Here is a 22,149-nt window from a genome sequence, read left to right on the forward strand (position 1 = left end):
GCTGCTACCACCTGATTAAGGGCTGGAAGCACGATAGGGGTTCGTAAAATAAGTTTAAGACTGACCCCAATAAAAGAAAAAGCGGCATGGCTAGGATGCTAATATAAAATCCTAGACTGCCGCTGCACCTAGCTTTGTCTTACAGCTTGTCTTACGAATTGTAAGACAAGCTGTACTCAACTATAGTTACCCGTTAGTTCAACTCCCCTTGGAGAGTGGGTCCAATAAATCCTTAATCCCTATACCTTATAACAGTCCCCACGATAGAGTCGTAAACAGTTTGATTATTTTTGCTCCATAATGGACTTATCATGTAAATAAGTACCAAACCGTAGACCGTCCCCAATAAAGAATAAATTAAATAATTAGGGTACTCTGAAGGAATCACCATGTGCCAAATGGTGAAATGAGCTAGCTCCCAAGGGATGAATTTAAGGGCAGAACGAAAAAGCGAGGATCCGAATCCGATTGGTTGACCGTAAATGCCAGCCACCACAATCCCCATTTTTCGTTTACCCCATGTTGCATGAGATTTCGACCCCTCACATACGGCAAAATAAAGATATACTGGCAGTGTAATGAATAAAAACCCAGTAATCTCCGCCAACAAGGGATTTGTCGTAAACAATGGAATCAACTGCGGTCGTGCAAGAAAAGATACTCCGATCAACAGGATGATGTAGCCCAAAATGATAATATAATCCAAAAAAAAGGCCATTATGCGGGTTGCAAACGATACGCTCTTTAGATTTTCATTTATCCGGTCGTCCACTGATTCCAGCTCCCAACCTAACTCGTCGTTACATCTTCAATCACCAAAAAAAGAAGGAGCTACTACGATGCAGCTTCTACACTATTGTTCTGTTCTGCGTTAGTTTAGTTCCCCAGCTGTTCCTCAAAGTCGCTTCCCATGTGTATTTACTCTTTCAGATATGAATCAATCGGCCCAAAATCTCCGCAAGAAATTATTAACTCAGCACTGCTGGGCATTGAGTAAAAGCCCATAGTTTGGGAAACATATCCTTTCTCGCTGGGATCGAGGTGTATATGATAGCCGTTTGTAAAATCATTATGAGCCAGTCTTAGTAATTCCTGCGCAAAACCAATTAATCCATTTTTATTTAAAGTGATCATCACTCGGTTATTACTTAAAATTTCAACCTGTCCTACGTTATCTTTGTTTGTAAACTCGGGAGTGTCTTCATCAATATTTAAATTAACCACAACGGAATCCATGCTCTTCACCCCCTCTCATTTTACCACAAATGAGCGTTGAACTAAGCCGCCCGTTACATCAACAGGCTGCCCAGTAAGCTGGCAGCCTGTTGTTTTTGTGCTATCGTGTCCCGTTAGTTGAATTGACTGTGTACATGATGCCAATGCCTTCTTGAGATACAATCAAAAAGTTGTATTTACTCGTTTCGAATATTTAAAATATAAAATCCATATCATTCCTACAATAATTATAAGAGCTGAATCAAGAACATCATATAGTGTTCTATCTGAGAAAAAGAAATCAATTATCTTAAATAATATCGCTATAAATTCAGTTATGATTGTAATCAATGGTCCATTTTTGTTCTTCTTTAATAAATTAAAAAGAGAAATGATAAAAAGAACTTCTAGTAAAATATAAGAACCAACAGCATATACACTTTTAACATCCCATTCTAGTACATCTTCTATCATCTTGAATATGTAATATGGATTGATCGAAACTCCAACAATTGAATAACTCACATAGAATAGAAGCCAGCCTCTGATTCCCGCTATGTTTTTCTGTTTTTGCACGTATGTTGCCACCTTTTTCTTATGAAACCAAAATTAGATATTTTTAATTATGTGTTAAAATTCAAAAAAATGTAATGGCAGTTAATGGATCATGTTTTGTTGATTTTTAACCAAAATAAAAACCACTCATTGGTGGTGGTGAACCAGCTTTTTTTTAACTAACGTAACCGGTTAGTTCAACGAAATAAGAACACCCACCTTTACATGCCCAAAAAACTTCCCGTTAACCCCACCAATATTGCTCCTAAAATAAAAGCAGCAATATGTATTAAAATCTTATATCGTAACTTAGTTGTTTTTAAAGAAGGATATAGTTTAAATATAAAATATAGTAAGACACCATTTATTGATGTCTCAATTAGTGCTGGAATATATCTATTATTAAAAAAGGACGATTCATATATAAATTCTCTAAACAGAATATCAACTGCTATACCGAGAAATGAAAGTAAAACTTGATAAACGAAAAACTTAAGGTTGTTCATCTAAATCAAACTCTCCTTCAAAATTATTAAAACCTTTTTCTCTGATACACCTGATATTTGAAGTTTTTTACCATAAAGACTACCCAATAATTGATTAAACTATTCTGCTCGTTAGCGTAACAAAGGGCTGCAACATTGCAGCCCTTGTGATATTTAACTATGGTTCTTCCGTTAGTTAAACAACAATTGTCCTCAATCCTTTTCTCTCAAGGTCTTAAATGGAAAAATTATGTTTATCGCTGTGGCTACGATAAACATAATTAACATTGTCAACCATTCATTAACACTTGGCATTATAAAAATTATAATTGATATCGCAACTATAAACATAGTTAGCCAAACTATGAATGGATAATAACGCTTTATTGGGAACAATCGCCTCCCCAATATTTCACCACCCCTAACAAGCAAAAAGAATAATAATATTTTAACAATATTGTTATTTAAAAATTGCATAAAATGCTTCTCCAAGTATTCATTTTTTTCTTATTATTATCACCAACCGCTTGAAAATTAATCCAAACAAAAAGACTTCAAAACTTTGACATCGCCAAATGTGACTAATTCGCATAACTGCCCGTTTAGTTGAGCGAAGTCGAATTTTTTACTATACAGTACGTACTGGCGGCAAGGAAATGCTTCAAAGTACCCTCGGCAAAGTAATGCTTCCAAAATCACAATTAAAACGGGATCCGCAGCTGCAGATCCACGTTTCAATTCATTGAACTATCGTATCCATTAGCGTAATGCACTGCCCAAATCCCTAGTTCAAATAAATGATACAGCTTTCTTAATATACTCGTAGAGCTCGCCATCAATTCCATGTTGTATTGCGTCTTCTGGATTCTCACTGTAATACTGTTCTGCCGATTGTATAAACTCAGCATCTGCAGGAGCAAATGAGTCTACTTCCTGCTTCCAACGTTCCGCTAAAGAAGTGACTTCAGGATCATCCGGAAGCTTGCCCATTTTTTTATATTTACGGAATTCAGCAATGAGTCGCAGCCCTTCTGCATAACTTTTCTCCAGCTCATTCTCGCCTAATGATTTGAACAGATTTTTTATTTCTTCTGCTTGCCCCGGCTTAAAATGCGGGCTCTGAATGATCCTCATCATTTGCATTGCCATCATAAACCGTTCGCTTGATACCGATTGCCCTGAATCTAAAAGTTCAAAAATATCATGCAAACGAACACGTAACTCTACCAGTATACTTATTTGCTCGTTTAGTCGGGAAAGCTGCATTTTCAGCATATCTGTCGGATTATAATCAGGGTTATTAATCATTACTTTAACTTCCTCTAGAGCAAACCCCAGCTGCTTAAGCGATATAATTTGATGCAACCTAGTAACATCAGCATCTGTATATAGGCGGTGCCCGGATTCGGTAACCCGGGATGGCGAGAACAATCCGATCTGATCATAATGATGCAGGCTTCGTATGGTTAGACCTGTTCGTTTTGCGATTTCTCCTATCTTCCAACTCCGATTCTCCATACAGATCCCTCCAATAACTTTAACTGCGTTGTATCCATGTACGCATTATATTTAATAAAACTCATCAGGTTCAGAATACAAGAATAGCCATAAAGCCAGATCGTATAACGATCACTGGATAGCACGTAAAAATAAACCTTGAACCTGACGTAGCGTCAGGATCTATACTATGAAGTACCCCTAGGGAAAACGTCAACATAAGAAATCATGGAGAGGATTTTGATTCAAATGGATAATTACTTAATTAAAACATTAGCCTATAATAAACAAGCCCGCATTCTATTTGTGGAAAATACTGATCTGATCAGAGCTGTTTGCAATCATGATCATATGAATAAACTCCTTAAAACCGCACTTGGCAAAACCGTATCCGTTGCAAGTATGCTAACAGGAATTCTAAAGGGCACTCAACGGATTAGTCTAAAAGTAAAAGCTAGCAATCATAATTATAAAATATTTGCAGATGTCGATTCTATGGGAAATGTACGCGGTTATATTAGTGACGAATTATTAAACGCGCCTTCACACTATTTGAACAATTTATCGATCGAACAGTTGATAGGTGCTAGAGGATGTATTCAGGTCACAACCGATATAGGAATGAACAACTTATTTACAGGGATCACAGATATGCCATACAGGAATATTGTTGATGATATATCACATTATTTTAAACAAAGTGAACAGACTCCTTCATGGTTTTCAGTACACATAGTTTTTAATGAACAAAATGAAATTGTGTTAAGCAGGGGAGTCATGGCCCAACTGCTTCCGGGTGCTCAGGTTCATCTTATTCATAAAATAAGAGACGTATTATCAAATCATCAATCGTACTTGATTGATCTAGAGAACAGCAAGACTTTTAAAGAACTTCCATACTCAATATTTGAAGACATCGACATTGTAGGCATTGAGCCCGTACGTTTGTTTTGTGGATGCTCCAAGGAGATCCTTTACCCCATGTTATATGCCTTAGACAATGAAGAACTGGCGAATGCCTATGAAAACAACAGTGTGGTGGAGATTGTGTGCAATGTATGTGGAAAAAAATATACCTTTGATTCAAGTCAGATTGCGAACCTTATTTAATATCCTCCGTATAGCCTAAATCAGTGCAATTCCATCTACTCCGTCCGCGCGGACTGAACCCAACCGGGGATCGATCTCCTGACCTCATCGATGCGCTCTCCCAACAGAGTTATCTCCTCATAATGGCAGAAATTCCTATGGTAATCTGTAATTTGTCTCAACGGGTGCATTATCCACTTAACAGTACAATAATAAAACAGGTTGCCGAATATGCGAATATGTCAGCAGCCTGTTTTATCATTGTGCTATCGTTTCCGTTAGTTTCGATACTCTTTGTCAGTTTATTCTGAAGTGTTCTATAGATCATATAAACAGCATATCCCATTACACATCCAACTATATTTAGAAGCACATCATCAATATCCGCTGACCCCAAATAGGTTGCAAATTGAATTATTTCAATGCCAAGAATAAACGCGAACGAAATTATTATCGTTTTAATAAATGAAGGTCTTCGTACAACTAACGGAATTAAATACCCCATCGGAACAAATACGGCAATATTGGCGATTAGATTGATAGATGGGGGAGCCATTCCTATTCGGATGTAAGAATCAATAGATGAAGATATAGTCCTAAAGGGTATCAATTCTAAATTTAAATAACCCATATCTTTCTGTGTTTTATTACTAGCAACCCTATCGATTACCCTCTGTATATCACCGAAGAATTTCACAATCACAAAGTTAACTATGCCGATTAAATACGCAATGAAGATGTGCTTTGAATTTATTTTTCTCATGATAGTTGATTCTTCTTCTCCTTTCTAGTACCAGACTTCCATTCAATTTACTTATCCCATTCTACCATATATTGTAACTAAACTGCCCGTTACTTGAACAGGCTGCCCGATAATGATGGCAGCCTGTTTTTATTATTTCGTTATCGTTTCGCGTTAGCTTAAAGATCGGGCAGTGATTCAATATGTGCCTCGACATCAAAAATAAATCCCTTATTGGCAATTTGCTTCCTTTAAAAACCACTGCTTCATCTTTGTTACCATTTCGTTTGCGATAGATTTGTCACGATGATCTAGCCACCGATACAGCGGTTTTTCAATGAAGCCTAATAGTTCCTTTTTAGTATCTTCTAAAGCTTGGATTAACTCATCATACTTAAATTCAATAAAAAAAGCGTTCTCTTTTTTTGTCGTGCTCGGATCATCTGACCATACCTTAACAATACCGTTATTACTATACTCAATCCCTGGGTTAGGATCATGCCCCAACCAAGGACTAACTCTATTGATAATTGATTCATTAACGAGTACTAAGTCTTCTAAGCCGCAGCAGCAACTTGGATAAATGAATTTATCTTCATCTTCAAAAAAAGCAATTCCACCTAGAATTACAACCTCATCCTCATTAAATAGTTGCTTAAATGATTTCTCGAATGATTCCTTAACATCTATATTGTTATATCCAAATAAATGCACTAAGAACAATTCAACTTCTGTAGTTGAACTACTTTCAGTCAAAATAACGTGATCTTTACGAATAATATCACTGTCAATCCAAACTGGACAGTCATAATACGGTTCTCTTATCACAGCTTTGGTATAAGCCAAATCATCGACCCCCTAACTTGTTACAATATATCTAACAGCATTATTCATGCACTTTGCTAATACCAATGCGTGTCCTTCCATAACATTCACCATCATATGTACATTTCCTTTATTGGTAACTAATCTGCCCGTTAGTTCAGCAAACGAAAAAGGAGCATCCTCCAAGCATGCTCCTCAACTATAGTGTTAGGTTAATAAATCAACTATCATGTTCCGTTGTTTATTTGCTTTTCTAATATTTCTATGCGGTTATTAATTGATTTATCGTATTGAAACATGACTCTTAGGAGAACGAGTGTACTGGCTTGAATAGCACTTACAGCGATAGCCATGTCATGGTTTTTAACAGTTGAGTCTTGCTTTGCTTTTTCTATTACTTCTGGTAAAGAGGCAAATACATTTTCAAGTTGTCTTGAAATCTCCTTCTGTAATTCATCAAATTCCTTACTCACTGTTTCACCTACCCTTGAAAATTCTTACATTTAAGTACGTTTTTTCGAAAGTAAAAGTTTCAATCACTGTTCCGTTAATCTGCCCGTTACTTCAACAGGCTGCCGATTATACTAAGTATACTGGCAGCCTGTTTTTATTGTTTTTCGTTAATTTCAATATCAACAAGTGAAATCTATATCCGACTTAAGTTTTGCTACTCAGCGGTATAGTTAACTATATCTGGAGTTCATCAGGAATATATCATGTGAGGGAAAACATAAAATTAGCCATTCGAGAAATACAGAAAACCGTATCGTAAATGAACGATCAGGAGTAAATTACTGCTGCGCCTTTGCGCGTGCTCGCCATGTGACTTGAATGATTGAGGTTTTAATTTATGGGAGGTCTTCTTATGAATAGAAGTAAAATGATTAGGCATCCATACGAACTGTCGCGAGCATGGTTGACGGAGATTCTCCGAAGGACAGGCGCGCTGACTGCAGGGGAAGTGGCCGGTCTTGAAGTTTTTCCGGCGCGGAGCGACAACTCAAGGGTTTACCGGATACGGATCTCTTATTCAGAAGAGGCAGAAGGCGTGCTTCCGCAAAGCCTTTTCCTCAAATTGTGCGATTCAGCACAATTCGCCGCCGCTTCCGAACCGGCTTACTATTCCCGTGACTACATCACCCTGCAGAATGCGCCCCTGCTCAGATGCTTCGATGCAGGGCATGACACGGCAAAAAAAAGCTACCACCTGCTGCTGGAGGATGTCACAGATACCCACAAACCGAGCTGGGAAGCTCCGCCAACCCCGCAGTACGGTAGAGCCCTCGCGGAAGCAGTTGCCAAACTGCATGCCCATCACTGGGTAACGAACGAACAAGGGGCAGAAAGACCGGGAAGACGGCCTGTTCCGGAGATGGAGGAAATTGAGCGCTATCTTTCAGCGATCCGCCCTGGGCTTGCCCCTTTGCTTAAGGCATGCGGACAGGATATTCCCGACCTTTGGACTGAAGCGTTGCCGCTGATTATGGAGAAGCATCCGGAGCGGATGATAGAGAGAACCCGATCACACGAAGGTTTCACGCTCATTCACGGAGATTTGAATCCTGGCAATATCCTGATTTGTCAGAACGGCCTCGTACCCATGTTTTTGATTGACCGACAGCCGTTTGTCTGGTCGCTGACCTGCTGGCTGGGCGTAAGCGATCTGGCTTACGCTATGATTCATTGGTGGGACACTGAGAGCCGACGGGCGCTTGAGTTTCAGATTTTACAGCAGTATCTTGATGTGCTACGCAGCAATGGAGTGAACAACTATTCATGGGAGCAGCTTTGTCTAGATTACAGGCTGTGCGTAGTGCAGAGCCTCTATGTTGCTGTAGAATGGTGCGCCGACCCATTGCAGATAGAACCGATGAGATGGGTATGGTACCCTCAGCTTCAAAAAGCGATGACCGCCTTCTTCGATCTAAAGGTCAGTGAGCTGTTGTAAAGCGCATCACGAGTACAGTGGGGCACGGCGATGAATTCACGATCCAGGTAGCACGTTGAATCAGTTTATAAGGACAACGAATGGTTCCGTGTATGCTGGCAGTCTTTTATTGGATTCAACTATCGTTTCCGTTAGCTCAATGAACCAGGTTAACTTATTTATCAGATGTGCCTGGCTTCCAACCTACTTCTTGAGACCAGTTATGCGCTTTCTGTATGATATCCCAAACGATCGGACCTTTCCCTTCAACATATTTTGGGCGTTCATTTTTAAATTGTTCCATTAATCGATTTTTCTCCTCAGCATACCTTAAGCAATCTTGAGGGTGCTCACGCAAATAATCTCTAAAGAGCAAAGTCATTTGCTCAGAAAAACTACCGACTTGTCTAACATGAATATGAGTTCTTCGAGTGCCCGGTAATTCTCGAAAATATCTCTTAGTTTTGTCCGGATTTTCTTCGCGAAATACAAAACCAACGCTCTCAATTTTGGTCTTATAGGATGTTATGTCATCGTAATTTAGAACAGATATTTGGATATCAATGATTGGTTTTGCATCCAGACCTACGATCGATGTAGAACCAACATGATCAATACGAATGGCCAAATCTCCTAATGAATTTCTCAATTTTAAAGCAATATCATTGAACAGAACCTTCCAACCACTATCGTGTTTGGATATCCTCCATTGATCTTCCATTTAATCTAATCCCCTTCAATTTAGTTGTTTTTATTCATCCTAATTTTACCATAACTAGATTTCCAATCTGATATAAATAATTGCCTCCTTTAAACATAACTGCCATTACTTTAATTAAAAAGCAGCCGATCGTTCTGGTCGGCTGCAGTCGTATCTTGATTCAGCATTACGTTTCTCGTTTGTGGAATGCCATCACGCTTTACTGCCCGATACCTCAACAAACAAAGCAGGTCGCCGCGGCGCCTGCTTTGTTTGTCTGTCTTTATGCAGCTAACGTTTTCCGTTACTTCATTAAGTATAATTTCATTTTTTCAATGATTCTTTCACCTGAATGAACGATGGGGATTAAGTTCAATAATCTCATAGAACGTACGTTTGTTAATTTCGAATCCACAACATGTACAAACTTCATGCATAGATTCAATTTTCATCATTTTGCTTCCACAATTCACACAAAAGAATCTTCCTGCTTCACTATTTTCAACTTTTGGTATCCGTACTTCAACTTCTTTAGAATTATCTATTGCTACATTAAAAACTTTTTCCATGTGCTTTGAAAAATAACTCTCTCCAGCTTTGCAATATAACTCTTCATTATTAACTTTCAGTTCTTCTTTGCAATAAGGGCAATACATTTCTTAAACCTCCCTCACATTATTTTGTTAATAGTTTCTCTTTCAAATTTAATTTGAAATTCCTTCTTCAACTATCCTGCCCGTAAAGCGACAGAAACGAAAAACAAGCGATGGATCGGTTCCGGCGCCGCGTTAACGTTATCCGTTAGCGTAACGACAAACCCACTTTGATTAGCTATTTTTATTTCCCGAACCGAAACCTATAACGTATCCATCCAAGTCTCGAACAGAGAAATCCTTCCAAGAACCCCAGTCTTGTTCGATTACTTTTGGTTCCGAGACAATAATTGCTCCATTTGTTTTAAGTTCAAGATATAAAGCATCAAGTTCGTCATGGGTTTTTACATAAGCATAAGTATTCCAAGTTCCTTTATTCGGTCTAACATCTTCAATGTCTTTTGCTTGAATTAATTTAAAACCTAGACCGAAATTATCTCGAATTGCCCAGTGTTCGTTGACTTCACATCCCAAAGCACCTTCATAGTATTTCATTGATTTTTCTAAATCTGTAACTAACAACATAGTAAGGGAATTTTCAACTTTCGCTTTGACTATTTCCGCCACTACTTAACCACTCCCGACTTGGAAAATATACCCATACACATTATAGCGAATACACGTTCGGAGGTAAAGACTAATTTCACCAAAAATCACTGTAGAATTCTGCCCTTTAGCGTAATGACTGTTTTATTGGAAATATGTACAGTCCGCATATGGTGTGATAAAATGAAAGTAAGAATATTTGATTAAGGTTACTATATTCAATAATTGGAGGCTATTAGATTGAGTAATAAAAAAATTAAAGTCGGTGTAGCCAATAAAGAAGGACAGCTAGGTTTTTTGTTTTCGAGAGGTGGCCTTCGAGAGGGGGCTGGCAGAAAGAATATAGGGTTGACTAAGAAAGTATCACTAACCTTAACGGACGATATATGGGAAAGACTTGAAAAGGATTGTGCGGACAAGAAGCAATCCCGTTCAGAGGTTATCCGTAACATAATCGAATCCTTCTATTCAAAGTAATTTACTTCTGAGGTAGGTGAGGGCATTGCTGATAAACATATCAAAAGATTCTCTTATCAACGCTCTACAGCATGTGTTAAGAGCTGTATCTTCGAACAACCCAATACCCATTCTATCGGGTATATGTATTCAGGCATGTGTAAATGAAATAGTGTTTACTGCAAGTAATACAAGTATGAGGATACAGTTTAGGATCCCCCGGGATAATAATTCTTTGAATGTACATAGAACAGGTAGTATTGTTGTACCAGCACGTTACTTTAATGAGGTAATTCGTAAACTTACTGCTGATATAATTACATTTGAAATAAACAAGCCTTTAATACTCACCATCGTGTCAGGGAAATCACAGATTCGTTTATGCGGTATGGATCCTGAAGAATTCCCGTTAATTAATAATTACGAACACAATCCTGACAATAAGCTCCGAATTAACAATGCTTTATTAAAGGCCACAATTAAGCAAGTTGCAACTGCGGCTTCAACGTCCGAAATGAGACCCGTATTAACGGGAGTCTCATTTGATTACAATAATAATTCAGTGAACCTAATTGCTACCGATGGAATTCGCCTTGCTTCCAAAATTATACATACCGAAAACACTCTTAACAGCAGTACCAAATTTCTTATTCCAGCCAAAAATAAAAATGTTAAGAAATGATGATGATGCAACCGAAATTGATGTGATTGCCAATCAAGTTAGATTTACGGCAAATGAACTACAGGTTGAGTCCGCTCTAATCGAAGGTACTTTTCCATCAATAACAAATGTAATTCCACAATCATATTTATCTGAAGTGTTAGTTGATACAACCCGATTATTGCGTGCTGTTGAATGCGTCACGGTCCTAGCTGGTGAAAGTATAATAAGGCTATTAGCAACTACAAGAGCCCTAGAGCTATTATCTAGAACTGCGGAGATTGGGGATGTACAAGATGAGGTTCCTTTAATGGAAATGAGCGGTGATGATTTTAGTATATCCCTCAACGGAAGGTTTTTTATTGATATACTTCGTAGTATTGATAGTAAGCATGTCAGAATAAGGTTCACAGGGAAAGCAAGTCCCGTAGTCATAATACCAGAGATCAAACCCTCGTCTACATTATTTTTAATCACTCCTGTGAGGACACATAGTTGAATAGTCGTTAATTTATTTAACGATAGGTACTCTCTCTCCCAAATATAATAAGCAATACGTTCGAAAATCAAAGCAAGTGTTTCTCAGACAATCTCAACATTACCAGACAATTAATTGTGGAGAACCGTATCGCAAATTAATTCAACGTTACTCCACTATCCTGCCCGTTAGCACAGCGAACAAAAAACGGATGCATCGGCATACATTTTTCCGCTATCGTTTAACGTTAGCTTTGCCCCTTATTTTTTACTCCAAATATTTTTATAAAGACCTGTAATCGTTACTTCTACTATCCCAGCCCCGGATAAATAAGTTCTCATTCTCGAATATCAGGGTCCAGAAACGGAACGCTTGATAAGCTCGATGCTTTTTCTAGCGGCCTGTATCTCCCCATCTGTGCGAGGCACGCTTTCCACTCCCCATGCGCCTTGAAAGCCGCTCTTTTTCATCAGCCTGCAAAAAGCGGGGATATTCTGCGTCAGTTCTTCACCGTTCTCTGTAAAATTGAACGTTTTGACATGTGTAACTTTCGCATACTTCGCGCATTTCAGCCACCCTTCCGCTTGTTTGCCATGTGCCCAATTCCATGAATCAAGGAGCAAACCTAATTCCGGCAGCGCCTCTATTAGCCTTACGACCTGATCGGGCTGCACTGTTGGCCCCCAATGGTTTTCAACAACAACCTGAAGCCCCGCTTCCGCTGCGCGTCCAATAACGTCCCGATAACCATCTACCGTAATGGCAAACTGCTCCTCGGTCCACTGCTCCGGACCGCCCGCATCGATTCGGATGTGCGAGGCTCCAAGCTTCTCTGCGACGGCTATCCATCTGTATGCCCGGGCCCGATTGCGCCGGCGGCCTTCTTCCGTCTCCTCATAAATATGGGCTCCGTCGACGGCAATACAGCCGAAAGGCAGCCCCACTTCATCGGCAGCCCGCTTCACCGAAAGCAGGTAATCGTCGTCCACGGAAGTAAGATGCTGGGATTCCCCCGGATTCCTCCCTGCATGAATCACTTCCTCCCCCTTCTCGATCGTAGACAAGTGTGCGTTCCAAGAATCCAGCTGCGTGCAGCCCAATTCCTTGCAATCCTTTATGTATTGGAAAATATCTTGTTTGCCCGCAGCCAACAGCCGATGAAAACTATAGGAACAAATGCTGATCTTCATGATTTCCCCTCCGTGAGCTTCGCGTTATTAACCTTGCTATTTACAACCTTTTCGCCCGCTATAAGCCTTTTAATTATCAAAATGGCACATAATACCAGAATAATCGGGATGATAAAAATGGCAGTCGAAATCCCCTTCACAAGCACCGGCAATAAAAATCCGATTAAAGATGCACCCTGCGTCAGAAATACGTATAAGCTTGACCCGAATCCTGTACGATGGACAAACATTCGCTGTACAACTCCCATGGCCACCCCGTACAGAATTGACACGTAAATCGAATAGAAAGGCTGAACCGCAAAAAAGAGCGGCAACGGTGCGGCAGTCGCATAAAGAATATAGGCGAGAAGAGCAAATACACTTCCCAGTGCAATTATCTGCTTACTCCCGTACTTGGCCGCCCAATAATGGTTATCGTCATAAACAGCAGCTCAAATACAGCTTGGGCACTCCAGAGATACGACATTAGCTGCGGTTTCCCGAATAAACGGTCCACAACCAACGGTAAATACAAGCCTCGAATGGAATCGGCGCAAGAGAGCATTAGTAGAGCGAGCAGCATAACAAGAGAGAAAGGCTCCGCTTTCCCCCTGGCAACCTTGGTATGTGAAGGGCTGACTTCCTTGTATAACAGCAAAATAACAATCAGTCCGATGTACCCTGATAAATTCCCTATAAGCACACCCTGAAAACCGAAAAGCAGATAAAGATTGGCCCCGAGCAGCAGTCCTAAAAAAAATCCCGCGCTGAATCCACCCCGAAGCCACACTAGGGACATTTCCAGGATTGAAGTGGCCTTTAACGCAAAATGGTTTCTCGCCATCGCAAACAGTTGACCCATGATAAGCCCCGAGGGAGCCGTAGCAATAGACATGCCGATTAACGCGCCCACGAAACCATCCGCACGCATATAGAAGGACAGTCCGGCCAAACAAATCAAAGCCGCCAAGAGCGGCAGCTTCTTTTTGTGCCTTATGCGATCGCTGACGATGCCTACTGAAATTGTGGTGATCATATTTAGCAGGAGCGAAACGGAATATACTGTCACCACTTCCCCCTTGGTCAAGCCGAGGTGATCATGCAAATAAATGGCGTTCATGGGCGCTAGGATTCCTGTCCCTATACCGTACAGCAGCATGATGGATAGGAGCATTCCCGCGCCTCCGACAGTCAAAAAGAGTCTCACATCTGAAACAAGTCTCATTGTCTTTCGGGATTATCGTCCAATTGAAAGCCGTAAGGTACGATTTCCACATGCTCCCCCCCAACGCCATCGATCCACTCCACCACATCAGGAATAGTCATTTCCCCTGAGGTTAACGACCTATACGGGCTGTAGGAACTAATACCCCATTTCAAGTTTCCGTCACCGCGCTTTCATGAAGTTATCCTTTAGAACCGGCAATCACAATACCCTGTATAAAATATTTTTGCGCAAAAAAGAACAGCAGCAGCGGAGGCAAAACAGCTACTACGGAAGCAGCCATCAACAAATTCCAAGGGGTGGCGGAGTAAGCCGCCGTAAAGTTGGACAACCCCAGGGATAAAGGGTATTTGTCACCGTTACTTAAATAAATGAGTGGACCAATCAAATCATTCCACCTGTACATAAATTCCAAGATGGCCGCCGTAGCCAGAGAAGGAATCGAAAGAGGCAAAATGATCTTCAGGTATATCGTAAAATAGCCTCCGCCGTCGATTTTCACCGCCTCGTCCAAATCTTTGGAAAATCCCATATAAAATTGACGAAGCAGGAAAATGATGAACGCACTGCCGCCAAATGCCGGAACGACCAACGGTAAATACGTGTCGATCCAGTCGAATTTATTGAATAACAGATACTGCGGGATCAACGTCACCTGCGGTGGAATCATCATGGTGCTTAAGACAAGCAAAAATAAAAATTTACTGCCACGCGCACGCAATCGAGCAAATCCAAAGGCCACCAGCGAAGAAGCTAACGCAACAGCGAGCATCGTTATGGCCGTATAGCCCACCGTGTTGAGGATATACCGGGCCAAGGGGACATCCTGGAACACCTTCGCGTAATTGCTCCAGCGGAACGGCGATGGAATCCAGGTCATCGGCAGCTTATGAACGTCTCCAAGATCTTTCAGGGAAGTAGTCAGCATCCAAAATAAAGGAAAAGCAAACAACAACAATCCCAACAGCAAAAGTACGTAAACGACCGTTTTACTAATTCCGCTAAGCTCGCCGTGAGTGATTCTGCGATTTCTCAACATGCCATTCCCTCCTACTGTTTGCTGTCATATTCATAATATACAAGCCGTCTGGACACCCAAAGCGACAGCATTGTCATCATGAAGATGACAATAAACAAAATCCAGGCTTGCGCCGATGCATACCCCATCCGGAACTGGGCGAAAGCGGTGTTAAATAAATACAAAACGTAAAAATACGAGTTCCAGTCCGGACCGCCCTTTGTAATAACATAGGCTTGTGTGAAAACCTGAAACGAAGAGATGATGCCGATAATACCGTTAAATAAAATGACGGGTGAAATGAGCGGAATGGTTATTTTGAAAAACTTTTTAAGTCTGCCAGCTCCGTCGATTGATGCCGCTTCGTACAGGTCGGACGGCAAACTCTGCAGGCTGGCCAGAAAGATCACCATTGTTCCCCCTAGCGAGGTAAGCTGCATCAGCACCATAGAGGGAATGACGGTATTGGGTTTGGTAAACCAACCTGGTCCTTTGACATGAAACCACTGGCTTAGGAGCGAATTCACGACCCCGAAATCCGGGTTCAGCAGCCAAGACCACAGAAAGGAAACGGCAACGCCTGATACGATCGAAGGAGTATAATACAACGTCCGAAACACCGCTTGTCCTTTGATTTTGTTGTTTAAGAGCACTGCAAGCACAAGAGAACAAATGATGGTAAACGGGACCGACAATATGGCATAGTAAAAAGTCACGCTCATAGATTTGTAAAAAAGTTTGTCTTGAAACAAAGCGGTATAATTGCCTAGTCCGACGAATTTAGGGGAGTCCACAACATTATAATCTGCGAAGCTAAGGAAGAGAGACGCTAATATAGGGCCTCCGGTGAAGAGCAGAAACCCAATGGCCCAAGGAGAGATAAAGTACCAAAATGCTCGTTCCTCCCTGGCACGCTCCGGATTCCTCTTCTTCTTGATAGGTACAGCCATTCCCCCAAGTTGAGTTCTAGCCTGATTGGTTTGGTTCATCGTATCACCTCGATTTGACAAAGTTTCCCTTGGTCCATCCCAAGGGAAACTTTGCAAAATTATTAGGATATTGTTATTTCATGTTCAAGGAACGAAGGTTCTTGTCAATCTCCTGCAAGCCGTCGTCCACACTCTTCTGGCCGTTCCATACGCCACTGATCGTTTGGTTGATAGTGGTACTGATGACGGAGAACTTATCGATGAGATGGTTATCCGCTTCACGTCCGTTTTTAATGGCACCTTCATTTAACGACTTAACATCCTCTACCTTCAAGCCAACTTTATCTGCCATTTGTTTGTACCACTGATCGGCTAGCGAAGTATCAGCCGGGGTTGCAGACGTTTTCTCCATGAATGTCTTGCCTCCACCTTTTGGATCGACAAGATATTTAATAAATTCCCAAGATTCCTTAGGATGCTTGCTCTTCGCGCTGATATTCCACGGATCTACGAAAAGAGGGACTTTACGGCCGTCATGATACGGAATCGGCGCTACGCCCCATTTGAATTTAGCAGACTGGTAGCTCCAGAATCCCCAACCGCCGTTGACTACCATCGCCACTTTGCCTGTTAAGAACGGATCTCCAATCGCGGTAACCGCGTCCAGTGTCGTTTGGTTAGGAGCCACTTTATATTTCTGAATCAGATCCACGTTAAATTGGATGGCCTCTTTATTAGCCGAATTAGAAGATGCCGTTGGATCGCCCATTACAGCTGTCTTATAGGCGTCCGCCTTGAAGAAGTCCCCGCCAAATCCCCAAGACTGAAGATTAGGGCTCATGCTGTTCAGGATGCCGAACACTTGCTTATCCGCATTGCCCACATCATGAGTCAGTTTCTTAGCTGTATCCAGCATCTTGTCATAGGTCCAGGACTTATCGTCCCAGCTTGTAGGTGGATACGGTACCCCTGCCTTATCAAACAGATCCTTGTTGTAAAACATGAAGCTGCCGATGGCCAGCATAGGAATTCCAAGAATTTTTCCGTTAATATTGTAAATGTTCATGATATCTTTGTTAATTGTAGCCATTTTGTCGGCGTCTGTCTTCACGTAAGGAGTCAGATCGAGAAGAGCACCCATTTTGTTATAAGTTGCAAAGCCGGAATTTGCCCAGTTGGCGGACCATACGTCGGGCACTTTGCCGCTGGAGATCATCGTCGTCAACCGCTGGTCAATTTCAGCTTGCGGAATTTGCTCCAATTTAATCGTAATATTGGAGTTTGCATTTTGGAAACCCGAGATCACATCTTTTTCCCAATCGATCATGTTAGGGTCGGTTCTAACTAGCCAAGTGATTTCCACTTTTTCTTTACTGCTCGCGGGCTGCGAATTGGAGCAGCCGTATAACAGTGTGGATGCGGCCATTAGCGAAGCAAGTGTAATCAAAATCGGTTTTCCTCTTTTTTTCATTGGATGACCTCCTAATCTCCCCTAAGGATTTTCCTGAATGGAATGACTATCAATTCGGCACATCTGACATGTAACCGCTTTCTTAATTCTAGAACATTTTCCTTTACTTCCATATCCCACTAAATTACGATTTAGTCGAAAAAATTAAACTTTGTTTACTATACCTTGCTTAGTACCCGAAAATCCGAAGGAACAACTCCGCAATATTTCCTAAATACGTTGGAAAAGTATTTATAATCATTGTAGCCAACTGTTATGGCGATAGTCCCTACCTGCTCGGAGGTTGTTTTTAGCAATTCCTTTGCTTTCTCAATTCGAATCTCGTTCAAATATTCATTGAAGGATTTTCCGGTTTCCTGTTTAAAAATGGAACTGAAATAGTTGGGAGTAACATGAATCATTTCGGCGAGCTCCCGCGATTTAAGCTCTATGTGATAGTTCTCAAGCATATAATTCTTGACTCTTTGGATAATCCAGCGGTTTTTCCCGACGCTGCCCCGTTTCAATAGCTCGGAGGTTTTAGCAAGCGTACCCCAAAACATGTGCATAAGTGAAGTAAGGGATTTGCTCCCCAGCACATTTGACGGATTTGATAATTGAGGTACCAAATCCTTTAAGCAAGCCGTTTCCCGAAACCGACGGTGAACGAGCATATGTATTTCCAGGCACACCTGAAACGCATCTTCAAACGAATAATGATGTTGGTTAAAATAGGCAAATAAATGATCCACGGTCTGGCGGAGATCGTCATGGCGATGTTGAAACAGGTATTCAAGCAGTCGTTTTTCCAGCTCCCTCGGATAAAGCTTTCCCACTGTTCTCTCGGCGTGCTCCTGCGTTGGGGACACCTCCTTACGATCAAACCCATCGGTTGTCTCTAGCTCCGCCTGCCCGGCTGATTCCTTCTTGATTTCCAAAACTAATCTCCTAATGACTTCCATGAGCTCATCGACGTCGACCGGCTTAAGCAAATAATCTCTGACACCGAAGCGGATCGCTTTTTTTGCATAAGTAAATTCATCATATCCGCTTAATATTATCGTTTTGATTCGGTAGTCCTCACGGTACAAAATTTCCACGAGCTCAAGTCCATTCATGGATGGCATTCTGACATCCGTTAAAATAACGTCAACCGGCGTTTTTTGTACGATAGCCAGCGCCTGCTCCCCGTTATACGCCTCGCCGATTATTTCCACCCCGATCTCTTCCCAAGGAACCGTCAATCTGAGCCCCCTGCATATCACTGGTTCGTCATCTACGATTAATACCCTGGCTTTCATTCCATCTACCCCTTTCCCATCCTATAGTTCATCGCTTCTTCGTTGTGAATGATAGGCAGAGTGATTCGGACGTGAGCCCCATTTCCCTCACCAACAAAAAATTGCAGGCCGAAGGTTTCCCCGAACAGCAGAGTGAGTCGCTCTTGAATGTTTCTTAGGGCAAAGCCATGCTCCGAATCCCCCGAAATAACGCTAAGTGCCTGTTGTGGATTAAAACCTCGCCCATCATCCATTACATCTATACATAAGCTCCCGTCCTTGGAAGTACAACGGATTTCGATAGACCCTGATTCGCGATTTTCTTTGAAACCGTGAATAATACAATTTTCCACCAATGGTTGAATAATTTTTTTGGGTACAAGGACGCTTGCTAGGTGGTCTTCCCTATCAATTTCGTAATAAAGCGGAAAGCGTACCCTTTGTTTTTGCAGTATCAAATAGTTTCTTACGTATTCCAGTTCTTGTTCGATTGTAATCCACAGCTTTCCATTACTTAAACTAATGCGAAACAACTTGGAGAGCGCCACAATGAGCTTGCTGGTATCCTTGGCATTTTCTAAACGTGCGGTCCAATGAATCGTATCCAACGTGTTGTAGAGAAAGTGCGGGTCGATCTGATTTTGCAATGCTTTTAGTTCAGACTCCTTTTGCTGGATCTCAAGCTTGTACTTCGTTTCGATCAAACGTTGAATCGTCCGCAGCATTTTATTGAAGCGAAGACCTAGTCTTCCGATTTCATCATTACTTTTGACCTTGAACTTGGGTTCAAAATCGCCTTGTTCGACCTGAATGGTAATGCGGGTCAGTTCGGTAATCGGTCGAATAATCACCCAATAAAATCCTATTAAAGCCATGATTCCCAAAGTAATGGAAAACAGAGTCATCCCTTTAATCGAAGTTCGAATAGAATCTAAATTTTTGATAATTTCAAGCTGGTCGACCTTGGCGACAAGATACCAATTCGTATGGTCGATCTTTCGGGCAACGACGAGATAACCGCCCGATTTGTTCGAATAAGAGAACAGATTCTTTCCCTCATTCATTTGCTTGACCAGCACAGGATCCGGATACGTTTTGCCGATGTAGAATTCATTTTCATGGGACAAAATATCTCCGCCACTGTCAACAATAGAGACCGATCCTGTCAATGGCGAAAAGCCTTTGGTGCTAATCAGCGAATAAAAATAAGACTCACTCAATCGGATTCGCACCAAACCGATGGTTTTATTTAATTCGTTTATGTCATGGATCTGCCGGATCAAAGAGATGACGTATTTTTGTTTCCCTGTCCACGTGCTAATAACGGGATAAGCGCCGCTCCACACATAGCCGCCATGTGCCTCTTCCGCTTCACGGATCCACTTGCTTTCATCTACCGTCACCGGGTCGCCAATTGTAAGTAACACGCCATTTAGGCCCTGAAGTTCGATGGAATCCAAATATCTCTTATTTATAATTTGAAATGCGCTAAATGCATGAATACTGTCCTGCAGGTTGCTGAATTCCTTTTCTTCTTGATCCTTCCCTCCATACAAGTATTTTCGGAATTGATTGTCATAAATCATGTACGAAGAGATATCCTCTACGTTTTCCATGATGGAAGTTACATTCTGGGCGAGCGTATCTAAAACACGTAAGGTGGAATCCACGGCTTGCCGCCTTAACATTTGATCCGTTTGAAATAAAACGATAGCCCCCAGAGTAATACTGGGGATGGAGACAAGTATCATAAAGATGAGGAAGGATTTCCATTTAAGGCTTAAATTTTTGAATCGAATGATGTTCCATTTCATGGTGCCTCTTCCTTTTTTGCCACATTTAGATTATTGACGCTTTTTGTGCTGTCGAACTGCCCCCTTCGTATTTCATCCATCTTGGATTGTAACGCTTGGGCGACCTGTTCGGGTCCGAAGCCTTTTCGCGTCGTCATATCTTGAAGGAGATTATTCATAGTATCGATTAAGTCGGTAGGAAGCACTGCGTCATAAACGGGAGCAATTCCCCCGCTTGTGAGTTCGAACATTTCTTTAAACACCGGATCTACGTATCTGGGCAAGGTTATATTAGCGGGTACAAGCATCTGGGTCAGCAACAGCTTCTTATAGGTAATTTCGTTATTTATGTATTCAATGAATTGTAGAGCAGCAGCTTTCTTAGCAGGAGACAGATCGGCATTTATGGCAATTCCTTGGCCGGTCACCCCGGATACGCTCGTTGCGCTTCCGCTGCCGCCGCTAACGGCAGGAAACGCCGCCAAGCCTAATTGTCCTTGAAACTTTTGCGAGATTTTAGGCAGGGCCCATGATCCGTCAATTACCATGGCAGACTTCCCCTCGATGAATAGATCGTCCTGCTGGTTATTGTCCAAACTGTTCTTGTTATAATTAAAAGCTCCCATTTTATTCAATTCCTCGATTACCCTTAAAGCGCTTACAAATTCCGGATCGGTAAACCTTCTCTCCCCGCGGATTGCCTCCGCCAGGAACTCATCTCCGGTATAGCGGCTCCCGATCGTCGATAAATAACTGGATTGCAGCACCCATTTGGCTTTATTGCCCAAAGCGATCGGAATCTTCCCATCATTGCGGAGCCTGGTCAGAAGCTGCTTCATTTCTCCGTAAGTTTCAGGAAAATGCGGATATCCTTTGTCCATAAGCAAAGCCTTGTCATAATAAATAATGCTAGTAAAGCTAACAACCGTCGGGATCGCATATTGCTTCCCGCCAACCGCGTAATCCATCAGTTTGTTGGCCGGAATCAATTTGTCCTTGTAATTGTCTACAATCTCATCTATGGGCGAAAGCGCCCGTCCTGCCACAAGCGGACGCATTTCCGCTCCTGGCCATACCACCAGAAGATCGGGAAGTTCCCTCCCGGCCGCGGCGGCTTTTACTTTGATTTTATATTCATCATGAGGAATAGCAACCATATGGAGTTTGATTTCTGGATGCACTTTCTCGAAACTTTTCATTCTTTCATAGATAATCTCCTGCCAAGGTTCATTATGAACCCAAGTATTCCAAAAATCTAATTCGACTTGCGGCCCTCGCTCTTCTTGCAGTGTGCCGACGGAGGATGACCGTTCCTTTTCAACGGTCGTTTGGAACAGGGAGAACACACATAAGAGGGAAAGAGGAACGAAGATCAGAAAAACCCGTATAAAACATCTGCCAAGCAACATGTTCCCACCCAATCTCCGTGAATTGTTTACTTATACCAACCATCTGC

General features: G+C 41.6%; 26 protein-coding genes. 5 read left to right on the forward strand and 21 right to left on the reverse strand.

All coding sequences use genetic code 11. The annotated features are described in order from the left end of the window. Positions 1 to 232: 232 nt before the first annotated feature. The 5 genes from ASG85_RS07880 to ASG85_RS07905 form a co-directional block, all read right to left on the reverse strand. Positions 233 to 772 (reverse strand): RDD family protein, encoded by a 540-nt coding sequence (locus ASG85_RS07880; RefSeq protein ID WP_235549278.1) that lies wholly within the window; start codon positions 770 to 772, stop codon positions 233 to 235. Between the two features lie 146 nt (positions 773 to 918). Beyond that, on the reverse strand, positions 919 to 1,236 hold the full coding sequence (locus ASG85_RS07885) for a hypothetical protein (RefSeq protein WP_057304230.1): 318 nt from the start codon (positions 1,234 to 1,236) through the stop codon (positions 919 to 921). Positions 1,237 to 1,398: 162 nt separating this feature from the next. Continuing rightward, positions 1,399 to 1,791 carry a DUF2569 family protein gene (locus ASG85_RS07890; protein WP_057305186.1) on the reverse strand — a complete coding sequence of 131 codons (393 nt, stop codon included), beginning with the start codon at positions 1,789 to 1,791 and terminating at the stop codon, positions 1,399 to 1,401. 200 nt (positions 1,792 to 1,991) lie between these two features. Continuing rightward, on the reverse strand, positions 1,992 to 2,276 hold the full coding sequence (locus tag ASG85_RS07895; RefSeq protein ID WP_057305185.1) for a hypothetical protein: 285 nt from the start codon (positions 2,274 to 2,276) through the stop codon (positions 1,992 to 1,994). A gap of 768 nt (positions 2,277 to 3,044) precedes the next feature. After that, complete coding sequence (locus ASG85_RS07905; RefSeq protein WP_057305183.1) at positions 3,045 to 3,773, reverse strand: MerR family transcriptional regulator; 729 nt, start codon at positions 3,771 to 3,773, stop codon at positions 3,045 to 3,047. A gap of 228 nt (positions 3,774 to 4,001) precedes the next feature. Between ASG85_RS07905 and ASG85_RS07910 the strand changes: the two genes are divergently transcribed. Continuing rightward, on the forward strand, positions 4,002 to 4,862 hold the full coding sequence (locus tag ASG85_RS07910; RefSeq protein ID WP_235550096.1) for an Hsp33 family molecular chaperone HslO: 861 nt from the start codon (positions 4,002 to 4,004) through the stop codon (positions 4,860 to 4,862). Between the two features lie 169 nt (positions 4,863 to 5,031). Here ASG85_RS07910 and ASG85_RS07915 read toward each other — a convergent pair whose 3' ends face one another. The 3 genes from ASG85_RS07915 to ASG85_RS07925 all read right to left on the reverse strand — a co-directional run bounded on the left by ASG85_RS07915 (position 5,032) and on the right by ASG85_RS07925 (position 6,881). Further along, positions 5,032 to 5,604 (reverse strand): VanZ family protein, encoded by a 573-nt coding sequence (locus tag ASG85_RS07915; RefSeq protein ID WP_057305181.1) that lies wholly within the window; start codon positions 5,602 to 5,604, stop codon positions 5,032 to 5,034. A gap of 210 nt (positions 5,605 to 5,814) precedes the next feature. Further along, a complete protein-coding gene (locus ASG85_RS07920) occupies positions 5,815 to 6,429 on the reverse strand; it encodes a hypothetical protein (protein WP_057305180.1) in 615 nt (204 codons plus the stop codon). Between the two features lie 206 nt (positions 6,430 to 6,635). Then, positions 6,636 to 6,881 carry a hypothetical protein gene (locus ASG85_RS07925; RefSeq protein ID WP_057305179.1) on the reverse strand — a complete coding sequence of 82 codons (246 nt, stop codon included), beginning with the start codon at positions 6,879 to 6,881 and terminating at the stop codon, positions 6,636 to 6,638. A gap of 392 nt (positions 6,882 to 7,273) precedes the next feature. Here ASG85_RS07925 and ASG85_RS07930 point away from each other — a divergent pair, with 392 nt between their 5' ends. Next, positions 7,274 to 8,356 (forward strand): phosphotransferase family protein, encoded by a 1,083-nt coding sequence (locus ASG85_RS07930; protein WP_057305178.1) that lies wholly within the window; start codon positions 7,274 to 7,276, stop codon positions 8,354 to 8,356. A 154-nt stretch (positions 8,357 to 8,510) separates the two neighbouring features. On the opposite strand, the gene ASG85_RS07935 is transcribed toward ASG85_RS07930, so the two are convergent. The 3 genes from ASG85_RS07935 to ASG85_RS07945 all read right to left on the reverse strand — a co-directional run bounded on the left by ASG85_RS07935 (position 8,511) and on the right by ASG85_RS07945 (position 10,255). Further along, positions 8,511 to 9,056 (reverse strand): GrpB family protein, encoded by a 546-nt coding sequence (locus ASG85_RS07935; RefSeq protein ID WP_057305177.1) that lies wholly within the window; start codon positions 9,054 to 9,056, stop codon positions 8,511 to 8,513. Positions 9,057 to 9,379: 323 nt separating this feature from the next. Continuing rightward, positions 9,380 to 9,691, reverse strand: a complete 312-nt coding sequence (locus ASG85_RS07940) for a hypothetical protein (RefSeq protein ID WP_057305176.1) — start codon at positions 9,689 to 9,691, stop codon at positions 9,380 to 9,382. A gap of 171 nt (positions 9,692 to 9,862) precedes the next feature. After that, a complete protein-coding gene (locus tag ASG85_RS07945) occupies positions 9,863 to 10,255 on the reverse strand; it encodes a VOC family protein (RefSeq protein ID WP_082562364.1) in 393 nt (130 codons plus the stop codon). 219 nt (positions 10,256 to 10,474) lie between these two features. Between ASG85_RS07945 and ASG85_RS07950 the strand changes: the two genes are divergently transcribed. Genes ASG85_RS07950 through ASG85_RS07960 form a run of 3 tightly spaced genes read left to right on the forward strand, consistent with a single transcriptional unit; the run spans position 10,475 to position 11,850 of the window. Further along, positions 10,475 to 10,711 (forward strand): CopG family transcriptional regulator, encoded by a 237-nt coding sequence (locus ASG85_RS07950; RefSeq protein ID WP_057305167.1) that lies wholly within the window; start codon positions 10,475 to 10,477, stop codon positions 10,709 to 10,711. Between the two features lie 16 nt (positions 10,712 to 10,727). After that, the gene (gene dnaN, locus ASG85_RS07955; protein ID WP_082588008.1) at positions 10,728 to 11,372 is read left to right on the forward strand and encodes a DNA polymerase III subunit beta; all 645 of its coding nucleotides are present in this window, start codon (positions 10,728 to 10,730) and stop codon (positions 11,370 to 11,372) included. After that, positions 11,284 to 11,850 (forward strand): hypothetical protein, encoded by a 567-nt coding sequence (locus ASG85_RS07960; protein ID WP_235550087.1) that lies wholly within the window; start codon positions 11,284 to 11,286, stop codon positions 11,848 to 11,850. Before dnaN ends, ASG85_RS07960 begins: the two co-directional genes overlap by 89 nt. A 329-nt stretch (positions 11,851 to 12,179) precedes the next feature. Here the strand turns inward: ASG85_RS07960 and ASG85_RS07965 are convergent, their stop codons facing one another. From ASG85_RS07965 to ASG85_RS08000, 10 genes are all read right to left on the reverse strand, one after another. After that, positions 12,180 to 13,019, reverse strand: a complete 840-nt coding sequence (locus ASG85_RS07965; protein WP_057305165.1) for a sugar phosphate isomerase/epimerase family protein — start codon at positions 13,017 to 13,019, stop codon at positions 12,180 to 12,182. Next, positions 13,016 to 13,249, reverse strand: coding sequence for a hypothetical protein (locus tag ASG85_RS39020; protein ID WP_235550088.1), 234 nt, complete (start codon positions 13,247 to 13,249; stop codon positions 13,016 to 13,018). Before ASG85_RS39020 ends, ASG85_RS07965 begins: the two co-directional genes overlap by 4 nt. 143 nt (positions 13,250 to 13,392) lie before the next feature. Further along, positions 13,393 to 14,172, reverse strand: coding sequence for an MFS transporter (locus tag ASG85_RS39025; RefSeq protein ID WP_235550089.1), 780 nt, complete (start codon positions 14,170 to 14,172; stop codon positions 13,393 to 13,395). 47 nt (positions 14,173 to 14,219) lie between these two features. Continuing rightward, a complete protein-coding gene (locus ASG85_RS37675; protein ID WP_156396480.1) occupies positions 14,220 to 14,378 on the reverse strand; it encodes a hypothetical protein in 159 nt (52 codons plus the stop codon). A gap of 26 nt (positions 14,379 to 14,404) precedes the next feature. Next, on the reverse strand, positions 14,405 to 15,262 hold the full coding sequence (locus ASG85_RS07975) for a carbohydrate ABC transporter permease (RefSeq protein ID WP_057305163.1): 858 nt from the start codon (positions 15,260 to 15,262) through the stop codon (positions 14,405 to 14,407). 11 nt (positions 15,263 to 15,273) lie between these two features. Further along, the gene (locus ASG85_RS07980; RefSeq protein WP_235549331.1) at positions 15,274 to 16,230 is read right to left on the reverse strand and encodes a carbohydrate ABC transporter permease; all 957 of its coding nucleotides are present in this window, start codon (positions 16,228 to 16,230) and stop codon (positions 15,274 to 15,276) included. A gap of 73 nt (positions 16,231 to 16,303) precedes the next feature. Then, a complete protein-coding gene (locus tag ASG85_RS07985; protein WP_057305162.1) occupies positions 16,304 to 17,641 on the reverse strand; it encodes an ABC transporter substrate-binding protein in 1,338 nt (445 codons plus the stop codon). A gap of 158 nt (positions 17,642 to 17,799) precedes the next feature. Beyond that, complete coding sequence (locus ASG85_RS07990) at positions 17,800 to 18,921, reverse strand: response regulator (protein WP_082562346.1); 1,122 nt, start codon at positions 18,919 to 18,921, stop codon at positions 17,800 to 17,802. Positions 18,922 to 18,926: 5 nt separating this feature from the next. Beyond that, positions 18,927 to 20,714 (reverse strand): sensor histidine kinase, encoded by a 1,788-nt coding sequence (locus ASG85_RS07995; protein WP_057305160.1) that lies wholly within the window; start codon positions 20,712 to 20,714, stop codon positions 18,927 to 18,929. Next, complete coding sequence (locus ASG85_RS08000) at positions 20,711 to 22,102, reverse strand: extracellular solute-binding protein (protein ID WP_057305159.1); 1,392 nt, start codon at positions 22,100 to 22,102, stop codon at positions 20,711 to 20,713. The genes ASG85_RS07995 and ASG85_RS08000 overlap by 4 nt, the downstream gene beginning before the upstream one ends. Between the last annotated feature and the right edge of the window lie 47 nt (positions 22,103 to 22,149).

It is taken from the genome of Paenibacillus sp. Soil724D2 (assembly GCF_001427935.1).
Classification (GTDB): domain Bacteria; phylum Bacillota; class Bacilli; order Paenibacillales; family NBRC-103111; genus Paenibacillus_E.

Coding starts and splice junctions, on each gene's coding strand:
- ASG85_RS07885 (WP_057304230.1), bottom strand. CDS start 1,236: ATGGATTCCGTTGTGGTTAATTTAAATATTGATGAAGACACTCCCGAG.
- ASG85_RS07895 (WP_057305185.1), bottom strand. CDS start 2,276: ATGAACAACCTTAAGTTTTTCGTTTATCAAGTTTTACTTTCATTTCTC.
- ASG85_RS07905 (WP_057305183.1), bottom strand. CDS start 3,773: ATGGAGAATCGGAGTTGGAAGATAGGAGAAATCGCAAAACGAACAGGT.
- ASG85_RS07910 (WP_235550096.1), top strand. CDS start 4,002: ATGGATAATTACTTAATTAAAACATTAGCCTATAATAAACAAGCCCGC.
- ASG85_RS07915 (WP_057305181.1), bottom strand. CDS start 5,604: ATGAGAAAAATAAATTCAAAGCACATCTTCATTGCGTATTTAATCGGC.
- ASG85_RS07930 (WP_057305178.1), top strand. CDS start 7,274: ATGAATAGAAGTAAAATGATTAGGCATCCATACGAACTGTCGCGAGCA.
- ASG85_RS07935 (WP_057305177.1), bottom strand. CDS start 9,056: ATGGAAGATCAATGGAGGATATCCAAACACGATAGTGGTTGGAAGGTT.
- ASG85_RS07940 (WP_057305176.1), bottom strand. CDS start 9,691: ATGTATTGCCCTTATTGCAAAGAAGAACTGAAAGTTAATAATGAAGAG.
- ASG85_RS07965 (WP_057305165.1), bottom strand. CDS start 13,019: ATGAAGATCAGCATTTGTTCCTATAGTTTTCATCGGCTGTTGGCTGCG.
- ASG85_RS39020 (WP_235550088.1), bottom strand. CDS start 13,249: ATGTTTGTCCATCGTACAGGATTCGGGTCAAGCTTATACGTATTTCTG.
- ASG85_RS39025 (WP_235550089.1), bottom strand. CDS start 14,172: ATGCTCCTATCCATCATGCTGCTGTACGGTATAGGGACAGGAATCCTA.
- ASG85_RS07975 (WP_057305163.1), bottom strand. CDS start 15,262: ATGTTGAGAAATCGCAGAATCACTCACGGCGAGCTTAGCGGAATTAGT.
- ASG85_RS07980 (WP_235549331.1), bottom strand. CDS start 16,230: ATGAACCAAACCAATCAGGCTAGAACTCAACTTGGGGGAATGGCTGTA.
- ASG85_RS07985 (WP_057305162.1), bottom strand. CDS start 17,641: ATGAAAAAAAGAGGAAAACCGATTTTGATTACACTTGCTTCGCTAATG.
- ASG85_RS07990 (WP_082562346.1), bottom strand. CDS start 18,921: ATGAAAGCCAGGGTATTAATCGTAGATGACGAACCAGTGATATGCAGG.
- ASG85_RS07995 (WP_057305160.1), bottom strand. CDS start 20,714: ATGAAATGGAACATCATTCGATTCAAAAATTTAAGCCTTAAATGGAAA.
- ASG85_RS08000 (WP_057305159.1), bottom strand. CDS start 22,102: ATGTTGCTTGGCAGATGTTTTATACGGGTTTTTCTGATCTTCGTTCCT.